This is a genomic window from Bacillus siamensis, assembly GCF_051628075.1.
Lineage (GTDB): Bacteria > Bacillota > Bacilli > Bacillales > Bacillaceae > Bacillus > Bacillus siamensis.
The window spans coordinates 1,088,004-1,103,602 of record NZ_CP155579.1 but is presented as its reverse complement, the minus strand read 5'-3'; the positions used below and the strand labels follow the sequence as shown (position 1 = coordinate 1,103,602).

15 protein-coding genes are annotated in these 15,599 nt (G+C 44.4%); 4 read left to right on the top strand and 11 right to left on the bottom strand.

The window, feature by feature from the left end; translation table 11 throughout:
• The first annotated feature begins 219 nt into the window (after window positions 1–219).
• The 3 genes from ABDB98_RS05705 to ABDB98_RS05695 all read left to right on the top strand — a co-directional run bounded on the left by ABDB98_RS05705 (window position 220) and on the right by ABDB98_RS05695 (window position 1,970).
• A complete protein-coding gene (locus ABDB98_RS05705) occupies window positions 220–618 on the top strand; it encodes a thiol management oxidoreductase (protein WP_016938222.1) in 399 nt (132 codons plus the stop codon).
• Window positions 615–1,517, top strand: a complete 903-nt coding sequence (gene spxH, locus ABDB98_RS05700; RefSeq protein WP_438421608.1) for a protease adaptor protein SpxH — start codon at window positions 615–617, stop codon at window positions 1,515–1,517. The genes ABDB98_RS05705 and spxH overlap by 4 nt, the downstream gene beginning before the upstream one ends.
• A 285-nt stretch (window positions 1,518–1,802) precedes the next feature.
• Window positions 1,803–1,970 (top strand): hypothetical protein, encoded by a 168-nt coding sequence (locus ABDB98_RS05695; RefSeq protein ID WP_016938224.1) that lies wholly within the window; start codon window positions 1,803–1,805, stop codon window positions 1,968–1,970.
• Between the two features lie 34 nt (window positions 1,971–2,004).
• On the opposite strand, the gene pepF is transcribed toward ABDB98_RS05695, so the two are convergent.
• From pepF to mecA, 3 genes are all read right to left on the bottom strand, one after another.
• Entirely contained in the window at window positions 2,005–3,834 is a 1,830-nt protein-coding gene (gene pepF, locus ABDB98_RS05690) for an oligoendopeptidase F (protein ID WP_099745180.1), read from the bottom strand.
• Between the two features lie 228 nt (window positions 3,835–4,062).
• A complete protein-coding gene (locus ABDB98_RS05685) occupies window positions 4,063–5,223 on the bottom strand; it encodes a competence protein CoiA family protein (RefSeq protein WP_438421607.1) in 1,161 nt (386 codons plus the stop codon).
• Between the two features lie 150 nt (window positions 5,224–5,373).
• A complete protein-coding gene (gene mecA / locus ABDB98_RS05680) occupies window positions 5,374–6,030 on the bottom strand; it encodes an adaptor protein MecA (RefSeq protein ID WP_060963084.1) in 657 nt (218 codons plus the stop codon).
• 275 nt (window positions 6,031–6,305) lie between these two features.
• Between mecA and ABDB98_RS05675 the strand changes: the two genes are divergently transcribed.
• A complete protein-coding gene (locus ABDB98_RS05675; RefSeq protein WP_438421606.1) occupies window positions 6,306–6,962 on the top strand; it encodes a TerC family protein in 657 nt (218 codons plus the stop codon).
• A gap of 57 nt (window positions 6,963–7,019) precedes the next feature.
• Here the strand turns inward: ABDB98_RS05675 and spx are convergent, their stop codons facing one another.
• The 8 genes from spx to ABDB98_RS05635 form a co-directional block, all read right to left on the bottom strand.
• Window positions 7,020–7,415: a transcriptional regulator Spx gene (gene spx, locus ABDB98_RS05670; RefSeq protein WP_003327578.1), complete on the bottom strand. Its 396-nt coding sequence runs from the start codon at window positions 7,413–7,415 to the stop codon at window positions 7,020–7,022.
• Window positions 7,416–7,593: 178 nt separating this feature from the next.
• Window positions 7,594–8,172: a GNAT family N-acetyltransferase gene (locus ABDB98_RS05665; protein ID WP_045925331.1), complete on the bottom strand. Its 579-nt coding sequence runs from the start codon at window positions 8,170–8,172 to the stop codon at window positions 7,594–7,596.
• A 117-nt stretch (window positions 8,173–8,289) separates the two neighbouring features.
• Window positions 8,290–9,477 (bottom strand): putative glycoside hydrolase, encoded by a 1,188-nt coding sequence (locus ABDB98_RS05660; RefSeq protein WP_438421605.1) that lies wholly within the window; start codon window positions 9,475–9,477, stop codon window positions 8,290–8,292.
• Window positions 9,478–9,583: 106 nt separating this feature from the next.
• Entirely contained in the window at window positions 9,584–10,501 is a 918-nt protein-coding gene (gene oppF, locus ABDB98_RS05655) for an oligopeptide ABC transporter ATP-binding protein OppF (protein WP_016938232.1), read from the bottom strand.
• Window positions 10,494–11,570 carry an ABC transporter ATP-binding protein gene (locus ABDB98_RS05650; RefSeq protein ID WP_438421604.1) on the bottom strand — a complete coding sequence of 359 codons (1,077 nt, stop codon included), beginning with the start codon at window positions 11,568–11,570 and terminating at the stop codon, window positions 10,494–10,496. The genes oppF and ABDB98_RS05650 overlap by 8 nt, the downstream gene beginning before the upstream one ends.
• 12 nt (window positions 11,571–11,582) lie before the next feature.
• Window positions 11,583–12,500 carry an oligopeptide ABC transporter permease OppC gene (gene oppC / locus ABDB98_RS05645; RefSeq protein ID WP_049628257.1) on the bottom strand — a complete coding sequence of 306 codons (918 nt, stop codon included), beginning with the start codon at window positions 12,498–12,500 and terminating at the stop codon, window positions 11,583–11,585.
• Window positions 12,501–12,503: 3 nt separating this feature from the next.
• Window positions 12,504–13,439, bottom strand: a complete 936-nt coding sequence (locus tag ABDB98_RS05640; RefSeq protein WP_016938235.1) for an ABC transporter permease — start codon at window positions 13,437–13,439, stop codon at window positions 12,504–12,506.
• Window positions 13,440–13,545: 106 nt separating this feature from the next.
• The gene (locus ABDB98_RS05635; protein WP_060963089.1) at window positions 13,546–15,180 is read right to left on the bottom strand and encodes a peptide ABC transporter substrate-binding protein; all 1,635 of its coding nucleotides are present in this window, start codon (window positions 15,178–15,180) and stop codon (window positions 13,546–13,548) included.
• Window positions 15,181–15,599: the final 419 nt, after the last annotated feature.

Genomic DNA, 15,599 nt, shown 5'->3' with positions numbered 1-15,599 from the left:
AGAGGCTTTCTTCTCTGGTTTTTTTGCGGAGTAAATCTTACACATGAATGAAGTCGATGTGATATGATATGAAATACAAGCGCCTGACAGAAAGGCACTTTGTTTGTAGAAATAAAATGTTATTGCTAAAATATACAGTAACTGAAGATAGTAAAACTGAAAGATAATTTCGCAATAGGAATTATGATTCCTATTAGCCATATAAAAGGAGTAGTCAACATGGGACAATCGTTTAACGCACCATATGAAGCGATTGGAGAGGAACTTCTATCGCAACTTGTTGATACTTTTTATGAGCGTGTCTCGTCTCATCCCTTGCTGAAGCCGATATTCCCAAGTGATTTGACTGAAACGGCCAGAAAACAAAAGCAATTTTTAACCCAGTATTTAGGCGGGCCTCCCCTCTATACTGAAGAACATGGCCATCCCATGCTCAGAGCAAGGCATCTTCCCTTTCCGATTACAGCAGAAAGGGCTGATGCGTGGCTGAGCTGTATGAGCAGAGCGATGGATCATGTCGGGCTAGAGGGCGATATTCGTGAATTTCTGTACGGGCGTCTGGAATTAACGGCCAGACATATGGTAAACCAGTCAGAAGCGGAGGATCGATCATATTGACGAATTATCAGCATGAGCAATACTTCGCCCATTGCCACGGACATCCAAAAAAACCGCTGGAAATTTACATGTTTGTCGACCCTTTATGTCCTGAATGCTGGTCGCTGGAGCCCGCCATAAAAAAATTAAAAATCCGATACGGACGTTTTTTTACGCTGCGGATCATTGTTTCCGCGAGCATCACATCGCTGAATAAGCAAAAGCGTAAAAAACACCTTCTTGCCGAAGCTTGGGAAAAAATCGCGAACCGTTCCGGGATGCCGTGTGACGGAAGCCTTTGGCTTGAGCAGGATCAGCCCCTTTCATCACCTTATCTTGCGGCACTCGCTTTAAAAGCGGCCGAACTGCAAGGAAGAAAGGCCGGCATCCTGTTTCTCCGCAACATGCAGGAAAGCCTGTTTGTCTCAAAGCAGAATATTACAGATGAAGACATTCTTTTAGAGATTGCCAAAAAGACGAAATTGGATGTCGAAGAATTTAAACGTGATCTCCATTCACAAAGCGCGGTAAAAGCGCTGCAGTGCGATATGAAAATCGCTGCGGAAATGGACGTAACTGTTAATCCGACATTGACGTTCTTTAACAGCCTGCATGATGATGAAGGGCTGAAAGTGCCCGGCAACTATTCTTATGAAGTATACGAAGAAATCTTATTCGAAATGCTCGGCGATGAACCGAAGCCTTCTGAAACGCCGCCTTTGGAATGTTTCATTGAATATTTTCGATTTGTCGCATCGAAAGAAATTGCACTTGTTTATGATTTAAGCCTTGAAGAAGTTGAAAAAGAAATGAAAAAACTGGCGTTCGCCAAAAAGGTCGCCAGAGTGGATGCAAAGCACGGTCTGTTTTGGAAATCCTTAACCGGAACCAAAGAGGATGTCACCTGCTGCGATCATTAAAAAAAGCTGATTCCTAACGGAGCCGGCTTTTTTTGTGCAAATAAAGAAACCGCGCCGGGATAAGCGCGGTTTCATATGTCTTAACGACAACAAAGGGGATGGGAGAAATTTTTCACGGTCAAACAAAGGGGTAATGTTTGTTTGTGATCAATTTCACATCCTTATCATATCAAATCTTGTCGAGTTTTGACAACCCATAAGCTTAATGTTCATATTTTTGTCACAAAACATAACTGACTGCTTGTTTTCATAGAATATATCAATGTAAAACAAGGAGGGACATACATGCTTCGCACCGTACTGACCATCGGAATGATTGTGTTTTTCTTCTTTTTAAATCTGCTGGCCATGATGCACATGCTGCCGATTTACATCACATCTCCCCTGCTGTTTCTGTCGATATTGTTTGCCCTGTACCGGCTGAATCACCGAAAAACGTTTAAAGGATTTTAAAAAGCCTGCGCATCTTCTGCACAGGCTTTTTCTATTATGAAGGGTTCACTTTCGAAAGCAGCTCTTCCATTTCATTCAGTTTCTCTTCAAACATTTTGCAGGCCGCCTCGATCGGTTCAGGCGATGTCATATCGACTCCCGCTTTTTTCAGTATGTCGATCGGGTATTCTGAGCTTCCCGCTTTTAAGAATTCGGTATAACGCTCAACCGCAGGCTTGCCTTCTTTTAAGATCTGGCTGCTCAGCGCTTGGGCCGCACTGTAGCCTGTCGCATATTGATACACATAATAATTGTAATAGAAATGCGGAATTCTTGACCATTCCAGGCTGATTTCTTTATCAATCACCATGTTGTCTCCGAAATACTTTTTATTGAGATCATAATAAAGCTTGCTCAGCAGTTCAGGCGTCAGCGGCTCGCCTTCTTGCGCTTTCGTATGAATCAGATGCTCAAATTCAGCGAACATCGTCTGTCTGAAGACTGTGCCTCTGAAACCTTCAAGCATGTGGTTGAGCAGGTACAGACGCTGTTTTTCATCTTTTAAGCTGTTCAGCATGTATTCACCAAGCAGCGCTTCATTGGTCGTAGAAGCGACTTCAGCGACAAAAATGCTGTAGTTTCCGTACGGATACGGCTGATATTTTCTCGTATAATAGCTGTGCACGGAATGGCCGAACTCGTGAACGAGCGTAAACAGGTTGTTGACATTGTCATGCCAGTTCATCAAGATGTACGGATTCGTGCCGTATGTACCGGACGAATAAGCACCGCTGCGTTTTCCTTTGTTTTCGTATACATCGACCCAGCGGTTTTCAAGTCCTTCTTTTAAAATAGACGCGTATTCCTCGCCTAACGGAGCAAGCCCTTTGAGCATATAATCTTTTGCTTCCTCATATGTGACCTTCATTCCCGAATCTTTTACAAGCGGTGTGTACAGGTCATAAATATGGACTTCATCAAGGCCGAGCACCTTTTTCCGCAGATCAATGTAACGGTGTAATAACGGAAGGTGTTTATTGATCGTTTTGATCAGGTTATCATAAACTTCTTCAGGGATGCTGTTATTGGATAAAGCCGCTTCCCGTGCTGATTTGTATTTTTTCACGCGGGCATAGAAATTGTCTTTTTTCACAGTGCCGCTGAGTGTAGTCGCCATCGTGTTTTTATACTGTCCGTATGTTTTATATACGGCTTTAAAGGCGTTTTTACGGACTTCCCGATCGCTGCTTTCCAGAAAATTAATAAAGTTGCCGTGTGTGATTTGAGTTTCCTTGCCGTCTTCATCTTTAATCGACGGAAACGTAATATCAGCGTTATTTAACACACTGAATGTATTGGAAGGCGAAGACAGCGCTTCTGACGCTTCCGCAAGCAGGGCCTCTTCTCTTTCACTCAGCACGTGCGGACGCTGTTTTGTAATTTCTTCAATTGCATGGGAGTAAAGCTTCAGCTCTTCTTTTTCCAGAATAAACTGATGCAGCTTGTCCTCCTGAATCGCCAGAATTTCCGGTTCAATATAAGCAGTCGCGCTGGCAGCCTGAGAATACAGACTTGCGGCTTTGTCGTTCAGCCCTTGGTAGAAAGAATTTCCCGTATCCTGGTCTGAACGCATATGCGCGTATGCATAAAGTTTCCCCAGACGGCTCGTCACTTCATCCTGTGCGGTAAGCGCCGCGTATAAATTATCGGCTGAATGAGCAAGCGTGCCTTTAAAGGAAGATAAATTCGGAATTAATTCTTTAACCGCTTGAAATTCTTTATTCCAGGCCTCATCACTAGGAAAAATATCCTCTAGTCTCCATGTATGCTCTGCCTTTACTTCACTTCTGTCAGGCAGCTGTGCTGCTTTATTTTCCTCAGTCATGGTGATCCCCCTCGTTTTCTTTACTTCAAGCCAATTGAAAAAACGATTGTTTCTCCAAAAACTTGTGTTGTGATTATCTTCCGGCTTTTCACTGCCTTTTGTCAAATCATATGCGGCATATAAGACCAAGCATACCAATAATCCAGTGAAAAAACGAAAACAAAATGCCCGTACGCCCTTCACATTCAGCCACCACCTTGACGTTAGGGTGAACGAAATGACGCATTCTCATTCCCCAAAAAAGAGCCGATCCCGCTGACGCAGCTCTTCAGCCGTTTGAGGGCGCTTCTGTTGAGATGAGGGCATATATACTTCATTCTCAGTTTCCCTTAAAAAATCCTGCAAGCATAAGAAATCCGCATATTGTTTCACCGCCATTCCGATAAGATGTTCGTGAGAATCGTACCGCATCCGGATTTCCTGACGGCGGATGTTATGCCGTACATTTTGAATCATGCGGGATAATCGGATCGGTGCTCCTTTTTCAAAAAGCTCCGCAAGCCGCAAGTATAAATGGCCCTGCCACACGAAAACGGGACTTGCAAACACAAATCCCGCTGAAACGGGAATAAACACTTCAGAAGGCAGAAAAGGAAATGCAACCTGGTGTCTCTCGTAAAAAAGCCGCCGGATGAGACCGGCCTCCTCAGATAAAAACCGGCCGCTTTTTGTGCGGAAGCCGGCTACGGCGCGTCTCCAAGAGGAAAGTTTGACGCTGTGCCGCTCTTCCCGATGACAAATGTCTTTCAGGTTTGCTTTGTGAAGTGGGATCGTGGTTAAGCCGGCATAAGAATAGCCGGTGTAAAACGGGGTGATGGAATGCAGTTTGTAAAAGGAGCGGGCGTCGGGGCAGTAAAACATCAAGGCTGAAAATGAATTGACTTCAAAGAACTGCCAGTGATATGCAGAAAGCCGGAAAAAATGCGCAGCCAGCCGTTTCAGGCGTTTTGCCCCGATGATCCAGACCGGCTGGTATCCGGCGTTTTTCAGGCCTGCCGTCCGGCTCTTTAAAGAGTCTGCCGAAAGGTTCGCACATTGAAATTCAATAGCCAGCCTCTCTTTTCCATTTTCAGCGGTCAAGTCAGGCCGCTGACCTGCGGAAGTCAGATACGGCTCTAGGCTGACGGTGCACCCTTGTGCCTTAAGCCAGAGAAAAAGCTGTCTTTTTCCTTCCAGATGGTATTCGCTTTCAGGCTCGGATTCTCCCGGACACAGCCTGCTTTTTTTATGGGCGAAATGCGGCAGTTTCTCCCGTCCCAGTTTGATATCAAGCTCACTTTTACACACGGGGCAGAACCAGCGTTTCTTTCTCAGCTCCGCCGCCTTTTCCTTTGAATAGTTTCCGGCCAGCTGAATGAGCCGGCCGTCGGCATTCACAGCACTGAACATGTTGCATCTTCTCCTTTTCTGAATCTTGATGTATTCAGCAGAAAGAAGGCATAATCCTGTTTGCGGGTGAGCGCCGTTATGGGATTTTCAGCCGTTTATCATGTCATTCAGAACAAAAAAAACCGATTTCTGCTGAGAGAAATCGGTTTTTTATGATGCAAAGTGTTTTTTTATCGTATATAACGCATGATCAGCGATCACCAATTTTCCGTATTCTTCAAGACGGTGAATGCTGACTGACGATTCGTGCGCGTACTCCAACAGGATGCTTAGCTGATTTTCAACCTCTTCATCAGTTTGCTCATAAAAATCTGCATATAAATAATATCGGTTTTCAAACGAATACAGGGTCGTTTTAATTCCGTTAAGATTCAATTTTGATAGCGAGATGAGATCCTCAAAATCATCGAACCGCAAAGTGAACTGAAGCTTTTGCTCCTTATCTTCCTGGCTCTCGGCCTGCTCTTCTTTCTGGAAATCATCAAGTAAAGCATCGAGATTTTCATCTGCCGGCTCTTGTTTTTTATCTTCCGGGATCGGCAGTTCGAGTTTTTGTCCGTCCTTGGAAAGCTGGGCTTTTGTTACGATTATTTCCAGTCCTTTGTCCAATGCCTGAACCTGAATCCAAAGAGGACCCTCGACAGCGAATTCCTCTTCATCATGAACTTCATCCATGACTTCCCAGAACAGTTCTTCACTGCGCTCGCGATTGTACCAGATTTCTTCTCTGTCAAAACCGCGATCTTCAATATCACCATAAGACATATAAAATTTTACAGTATGCTCGTTAATTCTTTCTATTTCCATTTTGCCAACCTTCCCTTCTTTATAAGATGTTGAAGGGACATCTAAGCTCCCGATGAATAGTACTTTACTACACTTTACCCATTCCGTCCACATCTTAACCTTATAGAAGACAGCACAAATTCTGTATATTTCTATTTTATGATAAAACAGTTATAAAAGAAATAAAAAAGCATTTTCACGCCGAAAAACAGGCTTTCTCCCGGTTCCCATCATAAATGGCGCACTGCTTCATATATTAGCTGTACAAGCAACCGATCTATAAGCGAGGTGTTACCATGCCGAACGATTACCTGCTGTCCCTTCTGCTCATTATCGGAATTGATCTCATTCTCGGCGGTGACAATGCCGTCGTCATCGCGATGGCCAGCCGGAATCTGGCGCATAAACAAAGACAGCAAGCGATCCTCTTCGGAACGTTTATCGCAGTCGTCTTGAGAATCGTACTGACGAGTGCCGCGGTCTATTTATTGAATGTTCCTTTTTTACAATGCGCAGGCGGGGTGTTTTTATTGTATCTCGGCTATCAGCTTCTGATTGAGAAGAAAGATGCGCAGCATGTGAAAAGCAGTTCTTCCCTTTGGAAAGCCATCCGCACAATTGTTTTGGCTGATATCTTTATGTCTCTTGACAATGTCATCGCAGTAGCCGGCGCTTCTCACGGTGAGCTGACGCTTGTAGTGATAGGGCTTTTCATCTCGGTGCCGATTATCATTTGGGGCAGCAAGCTCGTTCATGCCGCTATGGAGAAAATGCCTTTACTGATGTACGCCGGAAGCGGCCTTCTCGCATTTACCGGCGGTGAAATGATTGCCGGGGACAGCAAGCTGTCTTTCTTCATGGCAGAACACGGCACTATACAGATGATGCTGCCGATTTTGACCGTCGCTTTTGTCATCCTCGCCAGTATGATTTATCAGCAGACTGAAAAATAATAAAAAGCCCAAACCGCGACGGTTTTGGGCTTTTTCCATGCTTATCGTAAGCTTATATCAGTTAGCCAGACGCTGTGCTTCTCTTAATTGGAAAGAACGTACTTTTCTAGGCAGGAATCGTCTGATTTCATCTTCGTTATAGCCGACTTGCAGACGTTTTTCATCAATGATGATCGGACGGCGGAGCAGTCCCGGATGCTCATTGATCAAAGTGTACAAGTCTTGAAGCGGCATTGATTCAACATTTACGTTCAGTTTCTGGAATACTTTAGAACGGGTAGAGATAATTTCATCCGTACCGTCTTCAGTCATACGCAGAATCTGCTTGATTTCATCAATTGATAACGGCTCAGAGAAAATGTTTCTTTCTTCAAACGGAATCTCGTGCTCCTCAAGCCAAGCTCTTGCTTTTCTGCATGACGTACAGCTAGGTGATGTGTATAATGTAACCATTAATCTTCACTCCTCTAATTAGTAGGATGAACATGTTTGTATTCTCAAATTGAAATGACTTTAAAAAAGGAATCTTTATAGGTATTATACTATAAAAAAGTAAGTATGAACAGTCTCCTGAGAAAAAAATGTGTCAATCCGGCAAATTTACGTTTTGCGGATTATTTCCCATTCTCAATTAGCTCAGCTGATCGAAAATGTTTTTTCGTTTGTTCTCCTCAATGACTTTGAGAACTTCATCCGTTTTTTCGTATGATTCTCCGTACCATTTTTCATCTTTATAAGTGTGAATGTTTTCATATGTCTGTTTCATCGCTTCAAACATTTCTTCTTCAGATTCCGTCTTAGGCGACCAGTACAGAATCTCCATTTTGTTCACTTCATTCGTAGCCAATGACCGGCGCCGATACCCGATTGACTGCGCGTGCTTGAAATGCTCTCTTTGATAAAAACGCAAGCGTTTCTGTGTGTCCGTGTCATCCTCGTCAACAGGCTCCACTTCAAGAAGAATCGGTTTGTTTTTCTTTTTCAGCCTGCCGATCAGCTTGCTTCCGAGACCTTGTCCTCTGGATTTCTTCGACACAAACAGGTAATCAATAAAGATGAAAGAGTCAAATTCCGCATACATCAGCACGTGGTACTGCCCTTCTTCTTTATGATAAACATCGCTTCGCTCCTTTAACAGAGCTTCCATATGCGCTTTTGATTTCATTTCTTCAATCGGAAAATATTCACTCAGCTTTTCGTACCAGTTCATTCATTTGCTCCTTATGGGTTCGTTGTCTTCACACTTTTAGATATACCCCATTTCCGATTGTTTAAACAATCTTACATCTATTAAGACGTGTGACCCTTTGACATGGTTTCAATTTTTTTAAAATGGTGTGTAATCAACATTTTTTGTATAACGGTTTGCCGCATCCCATAATAAAAATTCGTCAATTCCTTCATCATGCAGCGCTTTAATCTGGTCTTCCACCTGGCTTTTTCCGTACTTTTGATAATTTCCGCTGCCAAGATAAGAAGCCGTGAAGTCCTGAAGCCACGGGCGCGACACAGGCGGGTGTTTCAGCTTAGACAGTTTGTTATTTTCCACCTTCGCGTATTCTTTGACGACATTGTAAGGTTCAAGATCCGGTTTATCAATGCCGAAATAGCTTGTCCAATGGCTCGGATAAATCATGGATGAAATGACATCGACCTGTTCTGAAATTTTGCTGAAATTCTGGCCGATCCCAGGCGCTTCCGGCAGTGTGGCAGAATAACCGAAAATATCAACCGACACATTTGCGCCATACGGCCTGAGTTTTCTCTTCGCATATCTGACAAAATCGGTGACGGCATGAACGCGTTTTTGCACATTGCTGTCTGCTGTTTTTCCGTAATCGCCGTGTCCGTATGTCAGTTCGCCATCACGTTTTTCAAATCCTTCAGGAAAACGGACATAATCAAACTGAATTTCCTGAAAACCCATCTTCGCAGCTTGTTTTGCAATCTTTACATTATAATCCCATACTTCTTTCATAAACGGATTGACGAACGATTCTCCGCGGCCGTTTTTCCAGACGCTTCCGTTTTTTTCTTTAAAGGACCACTCCGGCTTTTCGTTCGCGAGTTCGCTGTCTTTAAATACGACAATACGCGCGATCGGATAGATCTTTTTTTCTTCCAGCTTTTTCATCATCTTTTTTGGATCTTTGATGTACGGTTTAGCGATTTTGTCATACTCAGAATGACCGTCCGGTTTAAAGGTAAGATTTCCGTTGTCGTCCTTCACATCAATCACCATTGTGTTGAGCTTCGATTTGTCCACAAAGTCTGTCAGCTCCCCGAATTTGCTCCCTCCCGCTGAATGTCCTGTGACGTAAATGCCCCGGACCTTATCAGGATGCGTAAAATGCAGTCCTGACGGATAAGCAAACCTCTCATTTGTTTTTGGCAGTTCTTTTTCAGTCAGCGCTATTTTTACAAGCGGCTGCTCTTCTTTTACAGCCGCCTGTGCCGGATAAGCGGCTGCACTGAAAAACAGTCCCGCCGCAAAGGCGCATAAAATGGTTTTCATACTGATCTCCCCCTTTTTTCCATTATAGGAAAACGGGAGCAGGCTGAATAAATTTGGATGTGCGCAAAAAAAATCCTCCAAGACTAAGTCTTGAAGGATGCGGCTTTTATAGATAGGTTTTAAATTCAGCTTCTGTGCACATAACAAAATGTCCCGGTTTTACTTCGCGAAATTCCATCTTTTCTCCGTCTTGGAGCTGATGAATTGACGGATCGTATTTCTTTCGCACGCGATTTCTTTCGTAGTCCGGATCAGGAAGCGGGATAGCGGACAGCAATGATTTCGTGTAAGGGTGAAGCGGATTTTCGTAAAGCTCATCCGCCGGCGCAAGCTCCACGAGCTTCCCGAAATACATGACGCCGATGCGGTCGCTGATGTATTTGACCATTGATAGATCATGGGCGATAAACAGATAAGTGAGCCCTTTTTCTTGCTGCAATTCTTTCATTAAATTGACGACCTGCGCCTGAATGGAAACGTCAAGCGCCGAAATCGGTTCGTCCGCAATGATAAACTCCGGATCAACCGCCAATGCTCTGGCGATTCCGATACGCTGACGCTGCCCGCCCGAAAATTCATGCGGATAGCGGTTGGCGTGCTCTTTATTTAAACCGACCGTTTCCAGCAGTTCGTGAACCCGCTGCATCCGCTCTTTTTTCGTTTTGGCCAGGCGATGAATATCTATTCCCTCGGCAATAATGTCGGCGACTGTCATTCTCGGATTTAACGAAGCGTACGGGTCCTGGAAAATCATCTGCATTTTCCGGTTAAACTCCAGCAGCTTTTTGCGGGATTTTTTCCCGTGGACATTTTCCCCGTTAAAGAGAACTTCCCCGCCGGTTGCCTCATACAGCCGGATAATACTGCGGCCCGTCGTTGATTTACCGCAGCCCGATTCTCCGACAAGGCCGAGCGTTTCGCCTTTATAAATATCAAATGATAAATCATCTACGGCTTTTACCGTTCCTTTCGGCGTAAAAAAATGCTGTTGTAAATGTTTGATTTCAAGCAGTTTCTCAGTCATTTTTTTCACCTTCCTTCATTAAAACAGGCTGCTGATACGTATTCGGCAGCTGACGGATTTTAGCCTTCACCGCTTCTGGCGGCTCGACCTTAGGCGCATCAGGATGCAGAAGCCATGATTTCACATAATGCGTGTCGGACACTTTATACATCGGCGGTTCCTGTTCAAAGTCAATTTTCATCGCATACGAGCTGCGGAGCGCAAATGCGTCCCCTATCGGAGGGTTTGTGAGATCAGGCGGCGTGCCCGGAATGGCCGTCAGTTTTTCCTGATCTGTGCTGTCCAGACTCGGCATTGAGGCAAGCAGTCCCCACGTATACGGATGGCGCGGATCATAAAAGATTTCATCCACCGTGCCCGATTCAACCACCTGGCCCGCGTACATGACGGCGACCCGATCGGCGACATTGGCGACAACACCGAGATCGTGCGTGATGAAAATGATAGACGTATCAATTTTCTTTTGCAGATCTTTCATCAGCTCAAGGATCTGCGCCTGAATCGTCACATCAAGTGCTGTTGTCGGTTCATCGGCAATTAACAGCTTCGGATTTGCCGCAAGCGCCATTGCGATGACGACGCGCTGTCTCATACCGCCTGAAAATTCATGCGGGAATTGGCCGACCCGTTTTTCAGGCATCGGGATTCCGACGAGATCAAGCAGCTCTATGGCGCGTTTTTTCGCTGCTTCTTTTGAGATTTTTTCATGTTTGAAAAGCACTTCCGTAATTTGTTTGCCGACTTTCATCGTCGGGTTCAGGGAGGTCATCGGATCTTGGAAAATCATTCCGATTTCCCTTCCCCTGATGGCCTGCATTTCTTTTTCGGACATCGGCACGATATCGCGCCCGTCAAAAAGAATCTGTCCTCTTTTAAAATAGCCCGGAGGCATCGGGATCAGCTTCATAATCGCCTGAGATGTCACACTTTTTCCGGAACCTGACTCCCCTACGATCGCCAGCGTCTCTCCTTTATTCAAATGGAAATTCACGCCGCGGATTGCCTGTACCTCTCCGCTGTATGTTTTAAATGAAATGGCTAAGTCTTTTACTTCTAGCAAGCGTGTCACTCATATCACTCCTTATTTGCGTAACTTAGGATCCAGCGCGTCTCTTAACCCGTCGCCGACAACGTTAAAGCCGAACATCGCCAGGCAGATAAATCCTGCAGGGAAGAACAGACGCCAAGGGTAATAGGTTAATGCAGGCAAGCCGTCTGAGGCCATCGTCCCCCAGCTCGCAAGCGGCGCAGGTACGCCAAGCCCCAAATAACTTAAAAACGCTTCTGTAAAAATCGCCGTCGGAACCGTGAGTGTCATCGTTACAAGTATAGATCCCATCGCATTCGGGACAATATGCTTAAACAAAAGCCGGCCGGTTTTGGCACCGAGTGTCTGTGAAGCAAGCACATACTCCTGATTCTTTAATTGCAGCACCTGTCCGCGGACGATTCTCGCCATATTGATCCAGCCCGTGATTGTCATGGCGACGATAATGGTCAGCAACCCTTTCGGCAGAACAACCATCAGCAAAATCACCATTAATAATGAAGGAACAGCCCACAGAATGTCGGCGATGCGCATCATCACTTCATCTGTGCGTCCGCCGCGGAATCCGGAAATGCTGCCCCAGATTACGCCGATTAATAAATCAAGCACGGCAGCTGCGACACCGATAAAGATGGAAATCCGCGCGCCCACCCATGTCCGGACAAATATGTCCCTTCCAAGGTCATCCGTGCCGAACCAATGATCTTTCGACGGTGCTTTATCAGCATTTAATAGATTGGTAGTCGCATAATCATATTTTGAAAAAATAGGAGCAAAAATCGCCATAAGAATAATAAGAACGATCAGTACCAACCCGACCATCGCAAGCTTATTGCTGCGGAAGCGGAGCATGGCGTCTTTCCAGAGTGAAAGGCTTTTTTTACTTATTTTTTCGGCATCGCCGGCATTAGCTGAAGCTGGTTCAAACATATTTTTAGGAATGTTCTGCATGGTCTAGGCTCCTTTCTTTGCTTTAGAAAGCTTGATTCTCGGATCGATTAATCCGTACAGCACATCTACAATCAATACGCATAAAAGCAGGATCACACTGAAGAACACGGTAACTCCCATAATGACCGTATAATCACGGTTTGTAATGCTGTTTACAAAATGCGCGCCTAAACCGGGGATTCCGAAAATCGATTCAATGATGAAACTTCCCGTTAAAATGGATGCCGCCATCGGCCCCATATATGTCACGACGGGCAAAAGCGCGTTTCGAAGCGCATGGCGCACGGTGACTGACGGCCGGGAAAGGCCTTTTGCTTTTGCAGTCCGTATGTAATCGCTGTTTAACACTTCAATCATGCTTGAACGGGAGAGTCTGGCAATGAACGCCATCGGCATGGAAGCGAGCGCAATAGAGGGCAGAAAGGTGTATGCCCAGGATTCCCACCCCGCGACCGGGAACAGTTCTAATTTAATGGAGAAAATATATTGCAAAATCGTCGCCAATATAAAACTCGGAACTGAGATCCCAAAGATCGTTAAAATCGCAATGGTATAATCCTGCCATTTATTATGGTACAGGGCAGCCAGCACCCCGAAAAGCACACCAAACGCTAATGCGAGGAGAATTGCTTCTGCACCGAGAGTGAATGAGACGGGGAAGCCGGAATTGATTAAATCATTAACGCTTTGGCCTTTATATTTAAAAGAAGGCCCAAAGTCCCACATCGCTACAGATTTTAAGTAGCTGACATATTGAACGAAAAGAGGCTTGTCCAGGCCATAGTGTTCGTTTAAGTTTGCTTCAATTTCAGGCGTCAGCTTTCTTTCGCCGGAAAATGGTCCGCCCGGGGCTGCCTGCATTAAGAAGAAAGTGGCGGTGACAATCACAAACAGCGTGATGATCATGTAAATGAATCGTTTACCGATGTATTTCAGCAAGGTGAACACCTCCATATTTTTTACCATTTTAAACTTAATAAGCAAGAAAGGTATACGGGGACATCCTCCCCATATACCTTGGGTCTTTTGTTTTCAGAACCGCCTGTTATTCAAAAGAAGCGTTTCTGAAGAAAACGTCACCTGTTCCGGTCAAGATTACATTTTTGAGGTTTTTATCCTGCACCCAAGTATCTGTATAGAAGTAAACTGGCGCGACCGGCATTGCGTCCATAAAGATTTTTTCTGCTTTTTTCAGCTCTTCGATACGTTTATCCGGATCCGTTTCAAGCTGAGATTGGTTCAGCAGCTTTTTAAACTCAGGGTCTTCCCATCCTGTATCATTGTTTCCCCCATCTTTATCGCGATAGGCTTCAAGGAAGTTAATTGCATCATTAAAGTCGCCTAACCAGGCCATACGCCCGACCTGATAATCTTGGCTGTGCAGCTTATCGATGTACACATTCCATTCGGAATTATCAAGCTCAGCTTTGACACCTAAGTTCTTTTTCCACATTTCCTGTACGGCCTGCGCGATTTTCGCATGCGCATCATTCGTATTGTAGGACAATTTGATTGCCGGAAGGTCAGAGACGCTCTTGACTCCTAATTCCTTCAGTCCTTTATTTAAGTATTCTTTTGCTGTTTTGACGTCATTGTCTTTGAAATAGCCTTTTTTGTTATCCTCGAATCCCTTCATTGACGGCGGCACTGCAGCCATGGCCGGGATTTGTTCCCCCTGCGTCACATTTTTCACGATAGATGAGCGGTCGATCGCATAAGCAAGGGCTTTACGGATGTTAACATTGTTCAGCGGTTTCGCTTCTGTGTTGAATTTGTACCAATACACACCTGCGATCGGTTCAACATGGAGCGATCCATCCTTTTTCAAAGTCGGCAGAGATTCGGTCGGAAGCTGGCCGAGCGGCATTCCTGCCCAGTCAAGCTCACCCGCCTGGAATTTTTTCAGTTCGGTGTTGTCATTGTTAATCATCACCATGTTGATTTTCTTCAATTTCACAGCGTCTTTATCCCAATATTGATCGTTCTTTTCAAGCGTGATAGAACCGCTGTGTTTCCAGGCCGTCATTTTGAACGGGCCGTTTGACACGTAATTTTCGCCTGCATTTGTGTTCCAGTTTTTATGTTTTTCAGCAATTTTCTTGTTGATCGGCATATACGTATAGAATGAAGTTAATTGCAGGAAGTAAGGTGTCGGGTTGTTCAGTTCAACCTTTAATGTTTTGTCATTTACGGCTTTTACGCCTACGTCATCAAGCTTGCCTTTTCCTGTATTGGCGGCTTCAGCGCCTTTGATGTAGTAGAGCTGATAAGCGTATTGTGATTCGTTGTTCGGGTCAAGCACCCATTTCCATGCATATTCAAAATCCTGCGCAGTCACGGGGTCGCCGTTAGACCATTTCGCACCGTCACGAATCGTAAATGTATAGGTCTTTCCGTCTTTGCTTGTTTCAATTTTAGATGCCATTCCTTCTTCAGGCTCACCTTTGGAGTTTACGCGTGTCAATCCTTCATAAATCTGGCGGATTACGCCTCCTGAAACGGAATCATTCGCTAATCCCGGATGCATTGAAAACGGCTCAGTTTTAATATTGATATTAAGTGTAGTCTGTCCTTTGGTATCTTTTTTACCGTCTCCTGATCCGCCGCTGAATCCGCCGCACGCACTTAACACAAGCGAGAAGATAAGCATCAAACCTACAATAGACCAACGCTTTTTCATGCACTAACCCCCTAATCAAATTTTCAGCCTTTACTACTAAATACTCAGAAATATCAGACAAAATAACGTAATATTTTTCTAAACTTTAATTGTGTTCCGTCTTTTCTGATTATTTTATGTAAAGAAGCTGTAACAATAGAGTGAACAAGTTCATTATAATGAAATGAATAATTTATTGCAATACTATTTTCTCAATTTAAAATATTTAAATTTGGTCAGTTTTTCTGCCAAAAAGGTGATACACTTCTACAGTTTAAAGCATGACCTAACTAAATATTTTTATTGTAATTTCCAGTTCATATTGCTTTTTACATATAATATTCGTTATACGAAATGTTGATATCCGTTATCATTTAGGCATTTTCAGTTCTTTTTGGGATTTTCAGCCCTTAAACAAATTGGAAATAAGCTTGTATTCT

Coding starts and splice junctions, on each gene's coding strand:
- ABDB98_RS05665 (WP_045925331.1), bottom strand. CDS start 8,172: ATGAACTGGTACGAAAAGCTGAGTGAATATTTTCCGATTGAAGAAATG.
- ABDB98_RS05685 (WP_438421607.1), bottom strand. CDS start 5,223: ATGTTCAGTGCTGTGAATGCCGACGGCCGGCTCATTCAGCTGGCCGGA.
- ABDB98_RS05660 (WP_438421605.1), bottom strand. CDS start 9,477: ATGAAAACCATTTTATGCGCCTTTGCGGCGGGACTGTTTTTCAGTGCA.
- ABDB98_RS05695 (WP_016938224.1), top strand. CDS start 1,803: ATGCTTCGCACCGTACTGACCATCGGAATGATTGTGTTTTTCTTCTTT.
- ABDB98_RS05635 (WP_060963089.1), bottom strand. CDS start 15,180: ATGAAAAAGCGTTGGTCTATTGTAGGTTTGATGCTTATCTTCTCGCTT.
- ABDB98_RS05705 (WP_016938222.1), top strand. CDS start 220: ATGGGACAATCGTTTAACGCACCATATGAAGCGATTGGAGAGGAACTT.
- pepF (WP_099745180.1), bottom strand. CDS start 3,834: ATGACTGAGGAAAATAAAGCAGCACAGCTGCCTGACAGAAGTGAAGTA.
- spx (WP_003327578.1), bottom strand. CDS start 7,415: ATGGTTACATTATACACATCACCTAGCTGTACGTCATGCAGAAAAGCA.
- oppF (WP_016938232.1), bottom strand. CDS start 10,501: ATGACTGAGAAACTGCTTGAAATCAAACATTTACAACAGCATTTTTTT.
- ABDB98_RS05675 (WP_438421606.1), top strand. CDS start 6,306: ATGCCGAACGATTACCTGCTGTCCCTTCTGCTCATTATCGGAATTGAT.
- mecA (WP_060963084.1), bottom strand. CDS start 6,030: ATGGAAATAGAAAGAATTAACGAGCATACTGTAAAATTTTATATGTCT.
- oppC (WP_049628257.1), bottom strand. CDS start 12,500: ATGCAGAACATTCCTAAAAATATGTTTGAACCAGCTTCAGCTAATGCC.